The sequence below is a fragment of the Calothrix sp. CCY 0018 genome (assembly GCF_963920925.1).
Taxonomy (GTDB): domain Bacteria; phylum Cyanobacteriota; class Cyanobacteriia; order Cyanobacteriales; family Nostocaceae; genus Rivularia.
In genome coordinates this window covers 18,494-39,228 of sequence record NZ_CAWUDI010000013.1, presented here as the reverse complement: position 1 = coordinate 39,228, position 20,735 = coordinate 18,494, and the positions used below count along the sequence as shown (strand labels likewise).

The window sequence follows — 20,735 nt, the reverse complement described above, 5'->3', positions numbered from 1 at the left end:
TTGATAAATTGGATGTTTTGAATTCTGGGCGACATTTATCTCCCGTTACCCAGTGTACAAAGGGCGATGTACTATAACCAATAAAAGTGAACTTATTTGAGCTAAAAATTCAATCTCTCGATCGCGAACATCTGTCCGCAATACTGGAACTAGATAAAGCTTGCTTTGGCGGCTTATGGTCGAGAGAAGGCTACCAAAGGGAACTTGATAGTCCAAATAGCGAGATCCAAGGTTTATTTTCTCAGAAAACCGGCGAAAAACTTCTAGGAATGGGTTGTTTTTGGTCAATCTTAGAAGAAGCTCATATTACAATTTTGGCAATAGATTCTCAATATCACCGTCAGGGAATGGGCGCAGCTTTACTTTACTCTCTTATAAAGACAGCACGCGATCGCCATTTAGAAAGAGCGACTTTAGAAGTACGGGCTTCCAATCAAGCAGCAATTGCCCTATACGAAAAATTTGGCTTTAAGAGAGCAGGAACAAGAAGACGTTATTACCAAGATAACGGTGAAGATGCATTAATTCTGTGGCTTGGAGGCATACATAAGCCAGAATTTTCCGAAACTTTAACTAACTGGGAAAGTATTGTACTTCAAGGCTTGAGGAAATCAGGCTGGCAGTTAGCAGTTACCAGTTAGCAGTTACCAGTTAGTTAATATTTTTAACCTTTAACCTATTGCCAAATTTTGTTTAAAAATTATTACTATTAATAATTAAATGATATTTAATCTAACGATAAAGTATTTTTATAAAGTTCATAATCAACTTGACGGAAATAGAAAAAATTGATATTAGTGATTGTTGGCTAATGGCTTAACAATTGTCCAAATCTCAGTGTGTACGGGTTGTAGTCAAGCTAAATAACGCACTTAATTAAACTCCTCAGTACGCTGACTACAAAAAAGTAACAAATAATATGTAACCTTAACCAATCAAGTAGGTTCCCAGCATTTGGATGTCTAACAAGTTTCACAGACACCCATCGGATTTGCCTGTGCTAAAATCAGCGTACCGGCACGACGCAGGCGATGGGAATAATGCCTTATGTTTGAACGCTTCACAGAAAAAGCCATCAAGGTAATAATGCTTGCTCAAGAAGAGGCTCGCCGCCTTGGGCATAATTTTGTTGGCACCGAACAAATCCTCTTGGGTTTGATAGGCGAGGGAACTGGCGTGGCGGCTAAGGTGCTCAAATCAATGGGCGTTAACCTTAAAGATGCCAGAATCGAGGTCGAAAAAATTATCGGCCGAGGCTCGGGTTTTGTCGCTGTGGAAATTCCGTTTACCCCACGGGCAAAGCGAGTTCTGGAACTATCTTTAGAAGAAGCTCGCCAGTTAGGTCATAACTATATTGGTACCGAGCATCTACTGTTGGGCTTGATCCGCGAAGGAGAAGGCGTAGCAGCTAGAGTACTCGAAAATCTTGGTGTAGACCTATCTAAGGTCAGAACCCAAGTGATTCGTATGCTTGGTGAAACCGCTGAAGTTACGTCTACAGGTCAATCTGGACGCAATAAAACTCCGACTCTAGATGAATTTGGTTCTAATTTGACCCAAATGGCTCTAGATGGCAAGCTCGACCCCGTGGTTGGACGCGCTAAGGAGATTGAGCGAGTAATCCAAATTTTAGGCCGTAGAACCAAAAATAACCCGGTATTAATTGGGGAACCTGGTGTTGGTAAAACTGCCATTGCTGAAGGACTAGCACAACGTATTGGAAACAAAGATATACCTGATATCTTAGAAGACAAACGTGTAGTAACTCTTGATATTGGCTTGCTTGTTGCAGGAACCAAGTATCGGGGTGAATTTGAAGAACGCCTGAAAAAAATCATGGATGAAATCCGTCAGGCGGGAAATGTAATTTTAGTAATCGACGAAGTTCACACCTTAATTGGTGCTGGTGCGGCGGAAGGCGCAATTGATGCAGCCAACATTCTTAAGCCAGCTTTAGCTCGCGGTGAATTGCAGTGTATCGGTGCGACAACGCTCGATGAATACCGCAAGCACATCGAACGAGATGCAGCGCTTGAGCGTCGTTTCCAACCAGTGATGGTGGGTGAACCTTCAGTAGATGAAACTATTGAAATTTTATACGGTTTACGCGACCGTTACGAACAACATCATAAATTGAAAATTTCTGATGAAGCGGTGCTAGCGGCGGCTAAATTATCCGACCGTTATATTAGCGATCGCTATCTTCCAGATAAAGCAATTGACTTAATTGATGAAGCTGGTTCTCGGGTACGTTTGATTAACTCCCAACTGCCACCCGCAGCTAAAGAGTTAGACAAGGAACTGCGTAAAATCCTCAAAGAAAAGGATGATGCAGTACGTTCCCAAGATTTTGACAAAGCTGGCGAACTGCGGGATCGCGAAATGGAGATCAAAGCAGAAATTCGCGCTATTGCTCAAAACAAAGCTGGTACTTCTGGTGGTAATGGCGAAGAACCCGTAGTTACCGAAGAAGATATTGCTCACATTGTGGCTTCTTGGACAGGCGTTCCGGTGAACAAACTCACCGAATCCGAATCCGAGAAATTGCTGCACATGGAAGACACCTTGCACCAGCGTTTGATTGGTCAAGAAGAAGCTGTAAGAGCAGTTTCGCGTGCAATTCGTCGCGCTCGCGTTGGTTTGAAAAATCCCAACCGACCGATTGCTAGCTTTGTTTTCTCCGGGCCTACTGGTGTAGGTAAAACTGAATTAGCGAAGTCTTTGGCTTCATACTTCTTCGGTTCGGAAGAAGCAATGATTCGTCTGGATATGTCCGAATTCATGGAGCGTCACACCGTCAGCAAGCTGATTGGTTCGCCTCCGGGTTATGTCGGATACAACGAAGGCGGTCAGTTAACGGAAGCTGTAAGACGTAGACCTTATACGGTAGTGCTTTTCGACGAAATTGAAAAAGCTCACCCCGATGTATTCAATATGCTGCTTCAAATTCTTGAAGACGGTAGATTGACGGATGCTAAGGGACGTACCGTAGACTTCAAAAACACCTTGTTGATATTAACTTCTAACATTGGTTCCAAGGTAATTGAAAAAGGTGGCGGCGGTATCGGTTTCGAGTTGAACGAAGACGCTAGCGACTCTCAGTACAATCGGATTAAGTCTTTGGTTAACGAAGAACTTAAGCAGTACTTCCGTCCTGAATTCCTCAACCGTCTGGATGAAATTATCGTCTTCCGTCAGTTGAACCGTGAAGAGGTAATGTTAATTGCCGATATCATGCTCAAGGAAGTATTCGGGCGACTCGTTGAGAAAGGTATTCAGTTAGAAGTGAGCGATCGCTTTAAAGAGCGTTTGCTTGTAGAAGGTTACAACCCCAGCTACGGTGCAAGACCTTTACGTAGGGCAATTATGCGCTTACTAGAAGACAGTCTTGCTGAAGAAATTCTCTCTGGACGCATTACTGAAGGTGATACAGCCTTGGTTGATGTGGACGAAGGCGGAAATATCCTTGTTACTGCCGAGAAAACACCAGAAGACAGCAGCGGTGAGCAAGATGATGCTTTGCCTCAAGCTGTTGAGGGGTAATAGAGTTTTAGATAGTAATTATCTGGAATTTTAATAATTAGGAAGCGGTAGGAAATTTCATTTCTCTACCGTTTTTTTTGTTTTACAGATAAATTAGTATATTAGTTCTGTTTTTGCGGAGATTATCGATTGACAAAACCGCAGAGAGCGCGGAGGGCGCGGAGGAAAGAGGTGGAGAGAGATTTTAAAATTTAATTTAACAATATAAATAGTTCATTCATAAATATCTGAAAATATTCTTTTTTATTGTCAAAGAAAAGAATCCTCTATGACTGTTCCATCACGCCAAATAGTATCGCGGCAGGTACATTCAATAAAAGAAGTATTATCAAAAATAGCTCCAGTAAAATTAGCTTCCGCTAAATCGGCATCGCTAAAGTTAGTACCACTTAAATTAGCACCACTCAAGTTAGTACCAGGTTCGAGGATAATCCCAATAAATGCTCTCTCTCCAGCAGTATATCGCTGTAACAATTGCTCAGCAGTCATGCTTATTTAATATTTTTAGTCCATTTTAATTCACATCTTGCACCATTTCTGTTAAGCTCAAATTCCCGCCTTGTAAGCCGGAGGCTTTCTCGCAGAGAAATCAATTGATGCGGCTCAGATACAAAGTACGTTGAAACGCACTAAAATAACCTAAAACCCTTAGCCAGACTGATTTATCAGACTTTGTGTATTAGCCTTAGAATAAATTCCAAGGCGGTTTTGAGAATAGTGTAAGATGCGAATTTTTATGGATTTACGCTATTAGACTCTTAATTACATTCCCCGGCACATTTATAATTACTCCGATCAATCTCAATAAATAAAAATTTCTCTCCCCAATAAATAATCAAAAATCAAACCGGGATAAATTCTACACCAACACCGTCTGAGTTTTTAAGATAAATTAAATATTGGCTCGCGGCATAGATTGGTGTATTCCCTCGTTTAAAGCAGATGACAACAAAGCTACTGAACAATCGTTATCAAGTTATCCAGGTATTAGGTGCTGGTGGGTTTGGCGAAACCTTTTTGGCGGAAGATACTCATCTTCCTTCTCGCCGACGTTGCGTGATTAAGCAACTTAAACCGCTCGTAGATGAACCAAAAACCTATCAAAAGGTTCAGCAACTTTTTGAACGAGAAGCAACAACTTTAGAATTTCTCGGTGAAGGTAGCGAGCAAATTCCCAATCTTTTCGCCTATTTTTCGGAAAACGGGTTATTTTATTTAGTTCAGGAATGGATTCAAGGACAAACTTTAACGAATATTGTTGAAGCTCAAGGATGCTTGGATGAAACAATTGTTAGAGATATTCTACGAAGTTTGCTATTGGTTTTAGAATACGTTCATTCAAAAGGAATTATTCACCGCGATATCAAACCCGACAATATTATTCTTCGTAATTCAAATAACAAGCCGGTTTTAATTGATTTCGGTGCGGTAAAAGCAACAATTCGTACCACAATCAATTCTTCAGGAAATCCTACGCAATCTATGGTAATTGGTACGCCGGGATATATGCCTATCGAACAGGTTTTGGGGCGTGCAGTTTTTGCTACCGATATTTATAGTTTGGGTTTAACGGCAATTTATTTATTAACCGGGAAACATCCCCAAGAATTGGAAACGAACCCAGAAACTGGAAAAATAGTCTGGGAAGATGACGCTCGCTTAATTTCTACCTCTTTAAAAACAGTTCTCAATCAAGCGATCGATCCAAATATAGGTAGTCGCTTCAGTACAGCAAGCAAAATGCTTTATGCTTTGCAATCTAATACTTCTACGGCTACTTCACCCGTACTAAATAATCAAAAAACTCAAAAAACAGTTGCAGTATCTCCTGCCGGTGGAATTCCTCGAAAAAATATCAATTCCACAAATTATACGACTTCTCCAAACTGGTTAAAACCCGGTTTAATTTTTGGCGGTTTACTGGCTGCTGGATTAATTGGGGGAATAGCAATTGCTAATTTTAATAAACAGCAACCGGAAGAAGATGTTGTTGTATCCCAAACTCCGCCACCAACTATTGATAATGATAATAGTGTAATTCCTTCTCCCGAACCTTCTGTAAACATTCAACCAACCGCAAAACAGCAAGTTGAACCACCAGAGCCACAAATTGCTCCACCGCAGCAGCAACAAGAACAAATAATCGAACCAACACCTGAAGAAATACCTGAAAATAGGCAACCGACAGCTATTTTTACACCACAACCCCAACCGCAAATATTTTCTACTCCCAAACTTAAACCTAAACCTAAACCTACTCCTACAGCTAATTCACTGCCAGAAGAAAACGTAAAACCAGTTACTCAAAATGATAGTCAAAATAATACTGCAAATACTAATATTCCAGTATTTCCTACAGGTAGCGATGAAAGCAACGTTACAGCAAATTTAGGGCAACCGACGAAAGTTTCTAAAGGTTTATGGAATACCCGCGCCTATCTTTATAAATTACAGCCCAACGTAGACTTAGGTTTATTATTCGATCGCCAATCTGGAAAATTACGACAAACAGAAGCATCTTTAGCTCAATCCGTAGGAGCAAACACGATGCAAAATACTTTACAAGGAATGTTAAAAGGTAATATTAACGGCGACATTCAACAAGGATTGCAGCGAGTGTATCAGCGCCAAAGTAACAGATATTCTTTTCAAACAGGAAATTTAAAAGGAGAAATAGAACGTAATAGAGAAGGTAGAATTTATATTGCCGTTTGGGAAGCGGATTTGCATTAATTGGGCATAGGGCATCGGGCATTGGAGAGGGGGGAGAGGGGGGAGAGGGGGGAGAATTAATTATTTAAAACTCCTAACTCAATAACAGACGTAGCATTGCTACGTCTCTACAATGCCCCATGCCCCATGCCCCATTCCCCATTCCCTATGCCCAAGTTAATTACTTAACAGTTACTTTCGCACCAGCTTCTTCAAGCTGCTTCTTAGCATCTTCAGCAGCATCTTTAGCCATAGCTTCTTTGATTGCTTTAGGTGCGGATTCTACCATTTCTTTAGCTTCTTTCAAGCCTAAGCCTGTAATACCGCGTACAACCTTGAGGATAGCAATCTTCTTATCGGCTGGTACGTCTTCGAGTATTACGTCAAATTCAGTTTTTTCTTCTTCTGGTTCGGCAGCAGCACCAGGCGCTCCAGGCATTGCTCCAGGCATCATCATCATGCCACCACCACCGGAAGCAGAAGCATCAACTTCAAATACTTCTTCGATTTGCTTAACTAATTCGGAAGCTTCAAGCAAGCTCAAAGATTTCAAGCTTTCCATAATTTCATCGGTTTTTGCAGACATAATCTACTCCTTTTGTTGTTGTTATTTTTCTAACTTTAGTCGTAGTAAGGATTTTAATTCTTATTGAAGAGGGCTAAAGCCACTTACTACAAACAAAAAATTCTAGGAATCTCCAGAATCTGAAGAATCTCCAGAACCTTCTTTTTGAGATATTGCTTGAATTGCCCGTGCCAAAGAACTTGGTACTTCGTTGATACCTGTAGCCAATTTGGTTGGTACTTGATTGATTCCAACTGCCAATTTTGTGGCAATAGAATTCAAACCACCAGCAATACGAGCCATAAGCTCTTGCTTGGAAGGCAAATCTTTGAGTGCTTTGACTTGATCTACTGTCAAAGCCTGCCCTTCAAGCACTCCACCGCGAATTGTTGTTTTCTTAGTGGCTTTCTGAAAATCTTCGTAAGCTGTGATAGCGTCTTTTAAGTCTTCTTTAACCAGCAAGAAAACTGAAGAGTCTTGAAGATACTGCGTCATTGGCTGCCATTGAGTATCTTCTTCAACAGCAATCCGCATCAAGGTATTTTTGGTTCTTTTACAAACCGTACCAGTTGGACGCATCCGATTACGCAAATCGGTAATTTGCGATACGTTTAAACCTTCGTAATCAATAACCAGTGCTAAGGAAGACTCGCTCAAAAGTCCCTTAAGTTCGGAAACTATCTCTTTCTTATTTTCTAGCGTTCTACCCATTTCATATCACCTCCTTCATGGCTTTTATTAACCTTAAAAACAACAAAACCCTGACTGCAACAGCCAGGGTTTAATCGAGGTTTTCCAAGGTTTAATATTTATAAAAACGTTTCTCTACGCTCTTATAAAATCCTTTTGACATCATATCTTAACCATTACGATCAGAAATGAAACACAATTAAGGAGTAAACCTAGGCAGGGAATTAAGCTTTTGTTCAAGCACCTGCTGTCTCTGGCTGTTATTTATTTAGTTAAGAGTTAAGAGTTAGGAGTTAAGAATTGATAACTCATAAATCATAACTCAAAATTGGTCAAAGTCAACTATTTTTTTTCCGAGTTAAATGACCTAAACCATCTTCATATCGCGTAAAGAGTTGGTATCAACTCGAATGGATGGCCCCATCGTGGCAGATACATAAACAGTACGCCAATAGCGACCTTTAGCTCCCGAAGGACGGTTACGATCGATACTTTCCTGTAACGCCTTCAAGTTTACTAATAAGTCTTCTGGGGTAAAAGAAGCTTTACCAAACATTACATGAACTATGCCTGTACGGTCGGCTCGGTATTCTAATTTACCAGCTTTGAATTCCTCAATTGCTCCCGCAAGATCGTTTGTGACGGTTCCACCTTTTGGAGATGGCATCAAACCACGAGGACCTAATAATTTACCAAGTTTTGCTACCTGTGGCATCACGTCGGGTGTAGCAATCAACTTGTCGAAATCCATTCTTCCTTGCTGAATTTCGGTAATTAATTCTTCCGAACCTACTATATCTGCACCAGCATTAGTCGCTTCTGCTACTTTTTCACCTCGTGCAATTACTGCCACTCGGATTGTTTGTCCGGTTCCCTTTGGCAGTACTACTGTTGTCCGTAACTGCTGGTCTGTATACTTAGGATCGATTCCTAAACGAATATGCGCTTCGGCTGCTTCCGGAAACTTTGCCGTTGCCGTATCTTTGAGCAAACTTAAAGCTTCTATCGGTTCGTAGTCTTTATCTTCGACTTTCTCAAGCAGCGTCTTCATGCGACGCGATAATTTATTATTTGCCATGTTTTCTCCTGGGGTAAAACGAGATTGCTTCTCTCCCCCAAATAAATTTTAGATTTTGGATTATGTCCTTACGGACACGCTCCGCTAACGGATTTTGGATTAAGTGTTAGTGGTTAGTGATTAGTAGTTAGTTGCTAATGATTAGTTATAAATTCATAACTCATAACTCCTAAAAAACATCGATCAAAGTTTTATACCTTTGACCTTTAACCTTCTCAATCTGTTACCGTTACGCCCATATTACGAGCGGTACCTGCAATGATTTTCATCGCCGCTTCGATGTCGTTGGCGTTCAAATCGGGCATTTTGGTTTCGGCGATTTCTCGCAATTGGTCTTTTGTGATGGAACCAACTTTAACTTTTCTCGGTTCTGCCGAACCTTTGTCAATTTTGGCTGCTTTGGTAATTAACACAGATGCAGGAGGAGTTTTTAAGATAAATGTAAAACTCCGGTCTTCAAAAACCGAAATTTCGACAGGAATCACCGTTCCAGCTTTATCGGCTGTTTTGGCGTTGTACTCCTTACAGAACATCATGATGTTAACGCCGTGCTGACCTAGAGCAGGTCCCACTGGCGGTGCTGGGTTGGCTTTCCCAGCTTGCAGAGCCAGTTTAATAATCGCTGTTATTTTCTTCGCCATTGCTTACTAGCTTTGTTTCTCTACTTGATTGAATTCCAATTCTACTGGGGTGTCTCTTCCGAAAATCGAAAGTGATGCTTTGAGCTTACTTCTTTCCGGACTGACTTCGATAACTTCACCTTCAAAATCTTTAAACGGACCTGAAAGCACCATTATCTTATCACCAGCAGCCATGTCAATTTTCAATACTGGCTCTTGTTCGGTAGCTTGTTTGAAGATTCTTTCAACTTCACTATGGGAAAGCGGCAACGGTTTTACGTGTCCGCGCCCTCTACCCGTACCGCGCTTTTGTTCTGCTCCTACGAAGTTAATTACATGGGGAGTGTTTCGCACTACCTGCCATATATCATCTTCCATTTGCATTTTTACCAGTACATAGCCAGGAAATACCTTTTCTTCTGTACTGTAGCGACTACCATCTTTACGAATCTTAACTGTTGGCGTGTGTGGAATTTCGACTTGGATGATTTTATCAGCGACATCAAAAGTTTGAATACGCTGCTCCAAGTTGGTTTTTACACGCTTCTCGCAGCCAGAGGCTACTTGCACTGCAAACCAGCGAGCTGAGCGCACGCTGCCATCATTTGATGGTGCATCTACTTCCTCTGACTGCAACGGCGAATTACGGTCTTCGTCTGTTGCAGAATTCATTTAAATATTACTGTTGCTGCCCAAGCAAAGAATTTATCTACGAAAAATATAACTGTAGCGGAAAGAGTTACCATTAACAGCACCGCTGCGGATTCACTGACGAGCTGTTTTCGAGAAGGCCAAACGACTTTATCAAACTCCTCTCTAGTTCCTTTAAAGAAGTTACCGAGACTAAACCCGCTGCTATTCAATTCTTGAATCTGTGCTTCGTTCTTTTTGGCCACAATATGAAACTCTCCCCCTATCCTTACTTGTTACACTTTTCTTTTCATTAACATTAATAGTAACAGCTTTAAATAGAACCAATATTTATAACTAAAATATATAAAGTTAAAGCTGCTATAAAAACAAAATCAACCCGAAACTATCAGTAAAACTGATTTTACAGTTGTAGCTGCAAAGTTTCCGGGCTGGATTTTATTTTTGAGCGCGCCCTGGAGGACTTGAACCCCCGACATTAGGTTTTGGAGACCTACGTTCTACCAACTGAACTAAGAGCGCACAAGCTTTTTTAATGACTGTTCGATGTCAGTCTTATATAGTTTAACTCAATTGTGACATTAATAGATCCTTTTTTTCTAAAAATTATAGAAATTAAAGAAATTAATGAACAGCGGCGATAGATGCCGCTATTGTAATGATTTTCACGTCTACGGTGAATGTTCATTTAAATCATAATGAGCGATCGAAGCGTTGCTGAATACGAGTAGCTTTGCCGATCCGCTTGCGTAGATAATAAAGTTTAGCGCGTCGTACTTTACCACGACGTATTACTTTGATGTTATCGATGCGGGGAGAATGCACGAGAAAAACCCTTTCAACGCCAACGCCTTGAAATACTTTGCGAACTGTAATAGTTTCGTTAATTCCACCATTACGCATGGAAATTACAACTCCCTCGTAGGGCTGTACGCGGAATTTTTCGCCTTCTTTGATTTTTACTCCAACTCTTACAGTGTCACCCACGTAGATTATTGGTAAATCTGTTTTGAGTTGTTCCGCTTCTATATCGCGGATTATTTGCTGTACGTTCATCTAAATTCTCCAAGGTTTGCAAGTCCCTTACTTTGCAGTTAGGGATAAGGAACGACTCGCCGATTTTAATGCCAGTCGTTATGGGTTGTGTTCAAATCTCACAATCGCTAATAATAAATCAATATCGATGTTTTAGTCCACTTATTTCAAACCTTTATTTTAGATATTGCAGCCAATATTGCCAGAATTTTCTGTATGAAGCAGAATTTATTTTTAAGTTCGGTAGTTTATGGCGCTGTATTTAGAGTATTGAGTGTATGAAATTTAGCGTTGTGATTACAACCTATAACCGTTTAGATTTACTCAAACGAGCAATTAACTCTGCCCTTAACCAAACTCTTAAGTGCGAAGTGATTGTTGCTGATGATTGTTCTTGTGACGGTAGTTGTGAATATGTCGAAAATTTTCGCAAACAGTTGCCATTAGAACAACAGCAGCGATTAGTTTACCTTTGTAACAGTAGTAATTCTGGTCATGCTGCAACGGTAAATGCTGGGATTTCTAAAGCTAAAGGTGAGTGGATTAAATTTTTAGATGATGACGATTATCTGGCTCTTAATTGTCTGGAGGAAATGCAAAGCGCGATCGCACTTTGTGAAAATGCCGTAATCTGCTCTTGTGTGGCAGCTCAGGTGAATGAATTGGAGGTTGAAGTCACTCGTACACCTGTATTAGGTCCGGGATTGGCTTTTTACGTACCTCAAGTTGATATTCATTACGGTATGCTTCTGGAAAGATTACCGTTTGGTACCCCAGTTCAAGTAGCTTGTACTCGTGAAGCTTTTTTAAAAAGTGGTGGATGGGATACAAAATTAACTGGATGCGATGATATTGATTCTTGGATTCGTATTGCTCAATTTGGAAATGCTATTTTCTTAAATCAATGTTTAGCTTACCGAACAATTTGGGCTGGAGGATACGATCAAAAAATATATCTAAAAAAGCGTTTGAATACCAATATCTCAATGAAAGAGAAGATTTACGCTTTAGTTGACGAAAAACACCGCTCCGAAATTCCAGCTTTAGAGGATATTAAAGATTACTTGAAACTGCATTGGGCAATAGCTGCATTAAAGCAAAAAAAGCTGAAAATTTTTCTTCAATTAGCCAACACTTCCGTTTTATCTTTAACAGCTTGGAGACTTTTACTTACTTCAATTATGGCACGTCGCGGAAATTTAAACAGTCCCCATCTACGTAAAATTGTCTTAATCGAATCATCAAAAAAAAACTGAATTTATTTTCGGTTATTTATGCTTATTTTAAAAATTATATTTATGGTAATTGGTAATTGGTAAGAGTCACTAAAAAATATTAGTAGTGGAAGTATCTTGCTCCCTTGCTATTTTCCACATCATCTACATTTCATGCCCAATTACCAATGCCCAATGCCCAATTACCTATTCGCCATTACCCGAATTAATTTCCCAGCAAACAAATCGTGTAACAAAATATAAAAACAAGGAATGACAAATAAGGTTAAAAGCGTTGCTAATGACAACCCGGAAAATACTACTACACCCAAAGGTTGCAAAAATTCCGAACCTTCTCCGATTCCTAATGCTAGGGGAAACATACCTAAAACTGTGGTAATGGTAGTCATTAATACCGGACGCAAGCGTTGAGGTGCAGCTTGCAAAATTGCGCTTTGACGGTCAATTCCTTTTTGTTCGCGAATTTGATTTGCTAGCTCTACCATAATGATGGCGTTATTAACGACAATTCCCACCAGCAACACAGCACCAACGATTACTGTTGCACCGATCGCCGTTTGAGTAATATAAAGTCCGAAAATACCCCCAGCTAATGCCAAAGGAATTGTAAACATAATTACTAAGGGGTCTACGAGGGAATTGTACTGCACTGCCATGACTACAAATACTAGAAATGCGGCTAATCCTCCCAACAGTTTTAAAGAATTTTGCAGCTGCTGATTGGCTTGTGCTGCGGAACTGGGTAATACCGACACACCTTGAGGTAAATCCAAATTAGCGAGTACGGAATTCACCTGTTTTGTCGCTTCGCTAAGGCTGGCTCCTTCAGATAAATTACCGGCAATAATATAAACCTGACGCTGGTTAATCCGCTGAATTTCTCCGGGTGCTTCACCATCAACAATTTCGGCAACATCACTCAAGCGCACTTGACGGTTATTATCAACAAATAAAGGTAATCTTGCCAGTTCGGAAGAAGATTTTATTGAGTCCTCATCTAACTGCACTCGTATATCTACCAAACGGTTATCGCGCTGTAGCTGAGTCGGTGTACTACCTTCAATCGCAGTTTGAATTGTGTCGCCAATTTGTTGAGCGGTTAATCCTACTGCTGCAACTCGTTCCCAGTTAGGAAGAATTTGAATTTCTGGTTGAGGGGGATCGGCATCGGGACGGAATCTAGCTAAGGGGACTTGCTCCTCCACCGCAGCTAAGACTTGTCTTCCTGCTTCTTCTAAGGATTGAGAGTCATTTCCTTGCAAAATGATATCAACATCTGCACCGCGCACGGGAGAATTACTTAGTATCAAACCCCGAACTGCACCGGGACTGATACGCAAACGAATTCCTGCTAAATTGAGCTTCTCAAATTCGGCATCAAGTTTTTCTACATAAGCTTCTACATCGGTACGGGATTTCAAGGTAATGGTACTCGAACCCCGGAGTGGATTTTCGCTGGTACTAGTACCAAACAGCGCTCCTCCAGAGGTAGTAAAAGCATACTCGGTTTCTGGCTGTTTGAGTAAAACATCATCTACCGCAGCCATAACTTTTTGGTTTGTTTCTAATGGTGTACCGGGAGGAAACTGAGCAAATAAGTTAGCTTGTCCGGTACTGATGCGGGGTAAAATTTCTTGCGGGATTTGAGGAATCATCCATAAACTGCTTCCGCCAAAAACCAGAATAGCCAACCCAATTGCTAACAATCGAAAACGCAGCACTTTCCCTAGAAAATTACCGTATCCTTTGGTTGCGTCTTCAAAACGTCGATTAAACTGACTTAGTAGCCAAAATTCATTCAAACGACTCGACCATCTCCAAGCTAATAACCGAGATGTCATCATCGGTACAACGGTAACTGCAATTAAAATAGAAGCTGCAATAGAAAAGCTAATTGTCAGAATTAACTCGTTAAATAACAGCGAAATAAAGCCACCGATTAATATAAATGGCAATACTGCAACTAAGTTTGTACTGGTGGAAGCAATTAATGCCGATTCAACTTCCTTGCTACTTTTTTCGGCTTGATTAATTAATTGATGCGGACTCAAACGAGTTTTTGTATTTTTACCAGGAGTCATCCCCGCACCCTCGGCAATATTCTCCAACATGACGATGGAGTTATCAACGACAATCCCCACACCCAAAGCCAAACCACCCAAACTAAAAACATTGAGAGATAAGCCAAATATTCCCATCAAAATAATTGCAGCTAAAGTAGCCAAGGGAATTGCCAGCACGATAATCAACGTTTGACGGATCGAACCAAGAAATAATAAAACCGCGATCGCAGCAAGGAGGGTGCCAATTAAACCGGAAGTTGCAACGTTAGATATGGAGTTGCTGATAAATTTTGATTCATCCGAAGTAGTTGTAATTACCGTTCCTTCTGGAATTACACCGGATTGTTTTAATTGTTCTAAACGCTTTTTGACATCATCTACAACGTTAATTGTATTAGCATCTGGCTGCTTCTGGACGCTGAGTTTGACCGCTTCTTTGCCATTAAGCAAAACGAACACTCGCTGTTCTTGGGCACCATCTATAACTTGAGCAAAATCTCGCAGATAAACCCGTTGAGTTGGTGAAGTGGTATCGGTGGAAGAAACTTCAAAAGAAAGATTTTTAAGTTCTTCAGCATCTTGAAAACGTCCTACAGTACGGATTAACGGTTCGGAATTTTCACCAGTAATTCTTCCACCAGAAATATCTTGATTGCGGGTTCTTAGTTCATCAAGTACGTCATTTAAACCTACACCTAAAGCCTGCAAGCGGTTTAAGTCAATATTTACCCTAACTTCTTCTTGAAGTCCTCCCGATACATCTACCCCTGCAACCCCTGGAACTACACCGAGTTCGCGAGCGAGTTCTTCTTCTGCAAATACACGCAAGTCAACTCCTTTTAAGGAAGGTGAAGTCAAGGCAAATTCGTAAACTGGTAATTGGGAAGGGTCGAATTTGAAAATACGCGGTGCTTCAAGAGTATCTGGTAGACGGCTTCTAGCTCTGTTATATGCAGCAGTCGCATCGTTGAGAGCTTGGTCGATGTTACCCCCCGGTTGAAAGTACATATCTACACTTATTCTTCCTTCACGAGTTTGAGAATATACCTGAATCACACCTTCTGTAGCTGCAAAAGCTTCTTCCAATGGTCTGGTAATTTCATCAACTCCCACGTCTGGAGAAATTCCCGGTGCTTCTAGACGTGCGCCAATTCGAGGATAGGTAATTGATGGCAGTAAATCTACTGGTAATCTTAGGACAAAAAACATACCTAAAACAATCACTGCCAGCGTCAGCATCAGCGTACCGATATGCTGACGGATAGAAACACCGCTAATACTAAATCCGTTTTGGTTGACCTGCTGCATATTTTCAATTATCAATTATCAATGAACAGTTATCAACTAACTACTAACTACTAACCACTAACAACTAACAACTTATTCGCCTTTTTCGGAAAGAATTGAAAGACGTACAGCCGCACCATCTTTTAAAGGTTCTCCACTACGAGCTACAAATTTTTCCCCTGGTTGCAATCCAGATAAAATTTCTACTTTGCCATCAACCTTTTTTCCTACAGTTACCTCTCTTGCTGAAACTTTGGGTTTTTCTTCTGAAGAGCTTGAATTTAGAACAAATATTTTTCCTTGTTGTAATGCTGTCTGGGGTATTACAACTCTTGCTTGTTCTTGAGATGTAAAATCAACCCGTGCTAATAAACCGCTGCTAATCTGACCATTTTGATTCGGAATAACTACTTCTACTGGTACTAGTCGAGCAGTTGGATCTGCTGCTGGGGAAATACGAGTAACTTTTCCAGGGTATGTTTGGTTGGGGAAAGCATCTAAACGCACTTGTACGGATTGTCCAACTTTTATTTTTGCTAATTCTAATTCTGAAACTTGAACTTCCACTTTTACGCGATTGAAGTCCCCTATTTGCAAGACTTCATTCCCTGGTTGGAGAAGATTACCCGGTTCCGTTACTCTTACCAAAACTGCGCCAGAAATCGGTGATATTAGTCTTGCATAAGAACGCCTTTCTTGAGCTTCTGCAACTGCCGCTTGTTGAGCTACAACTCTACCTTCAGCCGCAGCGAGGGTTTGCTGTTCTACTCGAACGCTTTCTTGAGCAGCACGAAGAACTTGAGCGGCGGTTTGCGCTTCTGTACGGGCTTGTTCGGCTGTTTGCTTGGCGATCGCACCAACTTCAGCGAGTTTCTGCTGTCTTTGAGAATCTGCTTGCTGTTGTTGCAGTTGCAACCGGGTTCTTTCTACTTCTGTACGAGCGTTGCTTATCTGAGCGTTGATGCGTGCAACTTCTGATTTCAAAGATGCTAATTCTGCTTCTGCTTGATTTATTGTTGTTCTCAACAGAGCATCATCTATTTGCCCAATAACTTGTCCTCGATCGACTTTATCTCCTACATCTACATTCAAGGCTAAAAGCCGCCCTTCTACTTGCGAACGTAATGAGACTGTACGAAAAGGTGTAGTAGTACCCGTTAAGGATTGTTCTTGCTGTAATGAACTTGTGCGAGCGATCGCCACATCCACAGCCGTTGCACCACCTTTTTTCCCTTCCCTACCCCGACGTTGAGATTGAGCATCAGCCGATTCGGGGGGAAGCGAGCCGCAACTTGTACTTAAAAGTCCTAAACTTAAAACACAGGCAATTAATCCACCAGAAAAAGGGAGCAAGCGATATCCTGATAAGAAAAAATTATTATTTTGTTGTTTGCTTGTCTCTTTATGCGGCATTTTTTTGATTATAGTTTGTCTAATAAAACTGTTGATTTCCAATAATTTTTAATAAATAGGACTTACGCAAAACCCCACTTTTTAAGGGGAGGTTGAGGGGATATTAATGTTTAGAACACCATACTTTCCGTTTTCACCCGGAGGGTGTGGGTTATCGCTGCGTAAGTTTTAATAAATATAGATATGGAACTTAAAGTGATATCTGATTATGCAATTACTAGGTATTATAAATCCTGTCAAATAATCCTTACTATACCGCAAGTCATAAATTCTACTGACTAAATCGTGACTTTTTTCACTTATTTTTTTTTAATTTAAGTAGTAATATTTTTACGTTATTGTAACCAAATTAACTGTTTTTTAAGAAAATTTTATGAAAGTCTTATTTCTACGTTGAAAAAAATTTCATTTTTGCTTTGTTTCTGAAATAATCGATAGACGTACATTTTCACCATTTTTTAAGGGTTTACTACTGCGGATTACAAAAGATTCTCCCGATTCTAATCCCGATATAATTTCTACTTTTCCGTCAATTTTTTCCCCTATAATTACGCTTCTTGCTTGTACAATATTTTTTTCTCCGTCTTCTACAACAATAAATACCGTACCTTGAATATTTGTATTTAATTGATTTGCTGTTTTTTTAACCTCTGCTTCTGTTTTAACTGCTCTCAGAGGTACTATAACTTGCTGTGCGGTTGTATTCTGAAATTTGACTCGCGCTAATAAACCGCTACCAATTTTATCTTCAATATTGGGAATTACTACTTCTACAGGTATTAAACGGGCTGCTGTATTTGAGTAAGGTGAAATTCGTTTTAATGTACCGATGTATTGTTGGTTGGGGAAAGCATCTAATAAAACTTCTACCGTTTGCCCTATTTCAAGTTTTCCTAATTCTAATTCTGAAATTTGAACTTCTATTTTTACTCTGCTAAAATCGCCGATTTTTATAATTTCATTACCGGGTTGTATTAAATTACCCGGCTCGATAATCTTTTCTAAAACCAAGCCGTTTATAGGAGATGTTAATTTTGCGTAGCTTCGTAGCTCTTTTGCTTGAGCTACTACTGCTTGCTGTGCTGCTACTCTTCCTTTGGCTGCGATGACAGATTGTTGCTCTGTTTGCACTTGTTTTTGTGCTGCCTTAACTGCTTGTGCTGCTGTCTGGGCTGCGGTGCGGGTTTGCTCGGCTACTTGTTGAGCGATGGCACCTTCTTTTAATAGCTTTTCCTGCCTTTGAGCATCCGCCAAAGCTTGCTGTAATTCTAATCGCGCTCTTTCTACTTCTGTTAAAGCGTTACCGACTCGACTATTGGCTCTTGCAACTTCTGAATTAAGCGCCGCAAGCTCTGAAGAGGCTTGATTTAAAGAGGTTTTGAGTAAAGTATCATCAATTAATCCAACAATATACCCTTTGGTAACTTTATCTCCTACATCCACATTCAAGGTTAATAACTGCCCTTCAATTTGGGAACGTACTGAAATTTTCCGAAATGGTACTGTTGTTCCGGTATATAATAACTCTTTTTCTAACTGCCCTTTTCTAGCAATAGCTGCATCTACAGCAGTTGCACCTCCCCGACGTTTCAATGTGGCTTGGGCAGTTTCTTTAGGTGCAGAATTACAGCTTGTATTCAGTAAACCGATAACCAAAAATGCAAATAAAATCGAGCTAGAGCGCCATAAATTACTCTTTAGATTACTCTTAATTTTTATAAATAGCTGATTTACAGGTAAATTTTTCTGAAAGCATTTATTTATTGCTTTTTTTCCTACATTGAAATGCTGTCGTTGATTGTACATTCGTTCCTAATTTGTAATATGACTCAACCTGCATTCGGGGTTCCTAAAAACTTGTAAAAGACACGGTAGTAGGAGAAGGGAAAAATTAACTTTTTATCTAATCTAAAAAGCTAATTAAAAATGAATTCTTCGCGTTCAGCTATGCTGCCTCTATCGCAAAAACATTTTGAAATAAGTATTAGGAAATACTTGACAATAATACCTTTTTGCTCATGGCTACAGGACTGATTTTATACACCAGGTGTCATTATAAACCGAGCCTTATCAAGTGAATCTTTCTTTGAGCTTAGAATCTGTCTAAAGATATAAAAATTTTTAATTATCATTTTTCTGTGCAATCTGCATTCTCTTCAAGCAGTGACTGCATAACCAAGTTTTTATAAGCACTATTCGATCTGAAGACAATTTCGATGCGCTACATTGTATCGAACATATCAGTATTTTACTAAATATGTAGTTAACCTTAAGATATATTACACATTCTGGTATTTGCAGAGTACATAGTGTAAGAGTCTCAATTTAATGAGGAAACAACCAGTGACATCTCCAAATAAAGTCGTACAAGTAGCTGAAAAATCTTTGATTGCAGAATTTTTTCGAGAATCAGTTGGTAAATGGAATTCGGAAAGGCGTTACTACACTTTACCGGATGGAAAAACTAAGGAAGTTGCGAGTATTATTAGGATTCGGTTTTTAGAAGCGGGATGCGATGAATTGCGAAAACTAGCACAGATGCACGAATTAGATGAGTCTATGAAGATGACTTGCGGTGCTGAAGTTTCTTGGCAAAGCACTAACGCCGTAACTCAAGCAAAAGAATCCAACGGTTTAACATTATTCGGTGCTTTGGGAAATATATTGTATCGCGATCGCGGTTTTGCAACGTCGAAGCCAATAACCGCCGAATATCATTTCCCTAACGATAAAACTTTGTGTTTGCGTACAGAGTACAATGGCTCGGTGTTTGAGGAAGAGTTAAAATTTATTGGTGAGAAGTATCGTACCCGTCAATCCGTAATTTCTCGCGCTGGGGAACAGGTAATGATTGGACAATATTTGGAAAAGCGGATTGAAGAATGAATAATTATCAGTACAAACTTTAGCTTTATCGATAGGTTAAAGTTTGTATTGTCAACTGATAATATTGGTTTTATTGGATTAAGCAGTTAATTTAACCATACGCTTCTTAAGTCGCTCAAAAAAACTCCAAATTAAATATTGACTTTTAATTAATTTGAGCTTACTATATGTATGGAACGAGAAAGTAGTAGTTTATATCAACTTGGAAGTTGAATAGTTAACGCTAAATATTTTTTATAATTGAATAAGGAATTTTTAACCTAAAAGTGTTGCACTCTTAGGTTTATTTTGCTATCTATATATAAGCATTAATGATTTTAGGTGTAATCAAACTGGCGACTTTCTCGTTTATCGTTGGTTGACTTCTAACTTCTTAAGCGCTGCATACTTGATTGAAGAAGGAGAGTAGCCATAATGAAAATTAAAATAATTAGCAATTTATAAGGCAAGAAAAAATAAAGACTGCCTTAATTAAACCTAGAATTTGGAAATAGAAATAGAAAGCCGTAAGTGTTGAAATTACTTGTCAAAGTCAACGCTTAGTTTTTGCTGAAAAATAAAACTTTTTAAGGCGAGGAAATAATGGATCGAATAGCCTTTTTAATGTTGTTTCTCTACATTCGTTCATTTGACTTCTCTAAATACCCCGAGGATTTTGATGATGGAAGAAGAGAGTCAAAATCTGAAGATGGATTCAATCTAGATGAATTAAATAGAAAAGGGGAAGAGCAATTATTAGCAAAAAATTATCAAGTGGAGGCTAAATACTTTTTAGAAAGACGTACATTTTTGTAAATGTATAAATCTTTGTTCGTAGTAAGCGATTTATCGCTGGGGACTAAAGTCCTTACTACGAACTAGATAATTTTTATCACTTACTAAATCAAGCTAAAATTGAATGCTCTTAAGTTACTAATAAAGACATATTGCCCAAGTAATTTGACTTGACTAAAATCA

General features: G+C 39.6%; 17 protein-coding genes, 1 tRNA gene and 1 other annotated feature. Of the genes, 6 read left to right on the top strand and 12 right to left on the bottom strand.

Annotated elements, in window-relative coordinates; all coding sequences use genetic code 11:
- The first annotated feature begins 86 nt into the window (after positions 1 to 86).
- On the top strand, positions 87 to 641 hold the full coding sequence (rimI, locus tag ACM03V_RS11560) for a ribosomal protein S18-alanine N-acetyltransferase (protein WP_414620930.1): 555 nt from the start codon (positions 87 to 89) through the stop codon (positions 639 to 641).
- A gap of 406 nt (positions 642 to 1,047) precedes the next feature.
- On the top strand, positions 1,048 to 3,543 hold the full coding sequence (locus ACM03V_RS11555; protein ID WP_414620929.1) for an ATP-dependent Clp protease ATP-binding subunit: 2,496 nt from the start codon (positions 1,048 to 1,050) through the stop codon (positions 3,541 to 3,543).
- 249 nt (positions 3,544 to 3,792) lie between these two features.
- Here ACM03V_RS11555 and ACM03V_RS11550 read toward each other — a convergent pair whose 3' ends face one another.
- Positions 3,793 to 4,032, bottom strand: a complete 240-nt coding sequence (locus tag ACM03V_RS11550) for a pentapeptide repeat-containing protein (RefSeq protein ID WP_414620928.1) — start codon at positions 4,030 to 4,032, stop codon at positions 3,793 to 3,795.
- A 453-nt stretch (positions 4,033 to 4,485) separates the two neighbouring features.
- Between ACM03V_RS11550 and ACM03V_RS11545 the strand changes: the two genes are divergently transcribed.
- Positions 4,486 to 6,276: a protein kinase domain-containing protein gene (locus ACM03V_RS11545; protein WP_414620927.1), complete on the top strand. Its 1,791-nt coding sequence runs from the start codon at positions 4,486 to 4,488 to the stop codon at positions 6,274 to 6,276.
- Between the two features lie 160 nt (positions 6,277 to 6,436).
- On the opposite strand, the gene rplL is transcribed toward ACM03V_RS11545, so the two are convergent.
- The 8 genes from rplL to rplS all read right to left on the bottom strand — a co-directional run bounded on the left by rplL (position 6,437) and on the right by rplS (position 10,915).
- Positions 6,437 to 6,841, bottom strand: a complete 405-nt coding sequence (rplL, locus tag ACM03V_RS11540; protein ID WP_414620926.1) for a 50S ribosomal protein L7/L12 — start codon at positions 6,839 to 6,841, stop codon at positions 6,437 to 6,439.
- 102 nt (positions 6,842 to 6,943) lie between these two features.
- A complete protein-coding gene (rplJ, locus tag ACM03V_RS11535) occupies positions 6,944 to 7,531 on the bottom strand; it encodes a 50S ribosomal protein L10 (protein WP_414620925.1) in 588 nt (195 codons plus the stop codon).
- 33 nt (positions 7,532 to 7,564) lie between these two features.
- Positions 7,565 to 7,785, bottom strand: a sequence feature (ribosomal protein L10 leader region).
- A gap of 92 nt (positions 7,786 to 7,877) precedes the next feature.
- Positions 7,878 to 8,588, bottom strand: a complete 711-nt coding sequence (gene rplA, locus ACM03V_RS11530) for a 50S ribosomal protein L1 (RefSeq protein WP_414620924.1) — start codon at positions 8,586 to 8,588, stop codon at positions 7,878 to 7,880.
- A 215-nt stretch (positions 8,589 to 8,803) separates the two neighbouring features.
- Positions 8,804 to 9,229: a 50S ribosomal protein L11 gene (gene rplK, locus ACM03V_RS11525; RefSeq protein WP_414620923.1), complete on the bottom strand. Its 426-nt coding sequence runs from the start codon at positions 9,227 to 9,229 to the stop codon at positions 8,804 to 8,806.
- 6 nt (positions 9,230 to 9,235) lie between these two features.
- Complete coding sequence (gene nusG / locus ACM03V_RS11520) at positions 9,236 to 9,880, bottom strand: transcription termination/antitermination protein NusG (protein WP_414620922.1); 645 nt, start codon at positions 9,878 to 9,880, stop codon at positions 9,236 to 9,238.
- Positions 9,877 to 10,104 (bottom strand): preprotein translocase subunit SecE, encoded by a 228-nt coding sequence (secE, locus tag ACM03V_RS11515; protein WP_414620921.1) that lies wholly within the window; start codon positions 10,102 to 10,104, stop codon positions 9,877 to 9,879. Before secE ends, nusG begins: the two co-directional genes overlap by 4 nt.
- Before the next feature lie 204 nt (positions 10,105 to 10,308).
- Positions 10,309 to 10,381 (bottom strand) — tRNA-Trp (locus tag ACM03V_RS11510).
- A gap of 171 nt (positions 10,382 to 10,552) precedes the next feature.
- Entirely contained in the window at positions 10,553 to 10,915 is a 363-nt protein-coding gene (gene rplS, locus ACM03V_RS11505) for a 50S ribosomal protein L19 (protein ID WP_414620920.1), read from the bottom strand.
- 257 nt (positions 10,916 to 11,172) lie between these two features.
- On the opposite strand from rplS, the gene ACM03V_RS11500 reads away from it, so the two are divergent.
- Entirely contained in the window at positions 11,173 to 12,150 is a 978-nt protein-coding gene (locus ACM03V_RS11500) for a glycosyltransferase family 2 protein (RefSeq protein WP_414620919.1), read from the top strand.
- A gap of 161 nt (positions 12,151 to 12,311) precedes the next feature.
- Here ACM03V_RS11500 and ACM03V_RS11495 read toward each other — a convergent pair whose 3' ends face one another.
- The 3 genes from ACM03V_RS11495 to ACM03V_RS11485 all read right to left on the bottom strand — a co-directional run bounded on the left by ACM03V_RS11495 (position 12,312) and on the right by ACM03V_RS11485 (position 18,698).
- Positions 12,312 to 15,500 carry an efflux RND transporter permease subunit gene (locus tag ACM03V_RS11495; RefSeq protein WP_414620918.1) on the bottom strand — a complete coding sequence of 1,063 codons (3,189 nt, stop codon included), beginning with the start codon at positions 15,498 to 15,500 and terminating at the stop codon, positions 12,312 to 12,314.
- Between the two features lie 72 nt (positions 15,501 to 15,572).
- On the bottom strand, positions 15,573 to 16,892 hold the full coding sequence (locus ACM03V_RS11490) for an efflux RND transporter periplasmic adaptor subunit (protein WP_414620917.1): 1,320 nt from the start codon (positions 16,890 to 16,892) through the stop codon (positions 15,573 to 15,575).
- Between the two features lie 405 nt (positions 16,893 to 17,297).
- Entirely contained in the window at positions 17,298 to 18,698 is a 1,401-nt protein-coding gene (locus ACM03V_RS11485; RefSeq protein ID WP_414620916.1) for an efflux RND transporter periplasmic adaptor subunit, read from the bottom strand.
- A 537-nt stretch (positions 18,699 to 19,235) separates the two neighbouring features.
- On the opposite strand from ACM03V_RS11485, the gene ACM03V_RS11480 reads away from it, so the two are divergent.
- Positions 19,236 to 19,778: a phycobiliprotein lyase gene (locus ACM03V_RS11480; protein WP_414620915.1), complete on the top strand. Its 543-nt coding sequence runs from the start codon at positions 19,236 to 19,238 to the stop codon at positions 19,776 to 19,778.
- A gap of 582 nt (positions 19,779 to 20,360) precedes the next feature.
- Entirely contained in the window at positions 20,361 to 20,573 is a 213-nt protein-coding gene (locus tag ACM03V_RS11475) for a hypothetical protein (protein ID WP_414620914.1), read from the top strand.
- Positions 20,574 to 20,735 lie beyond the last annotated feature (162 nt).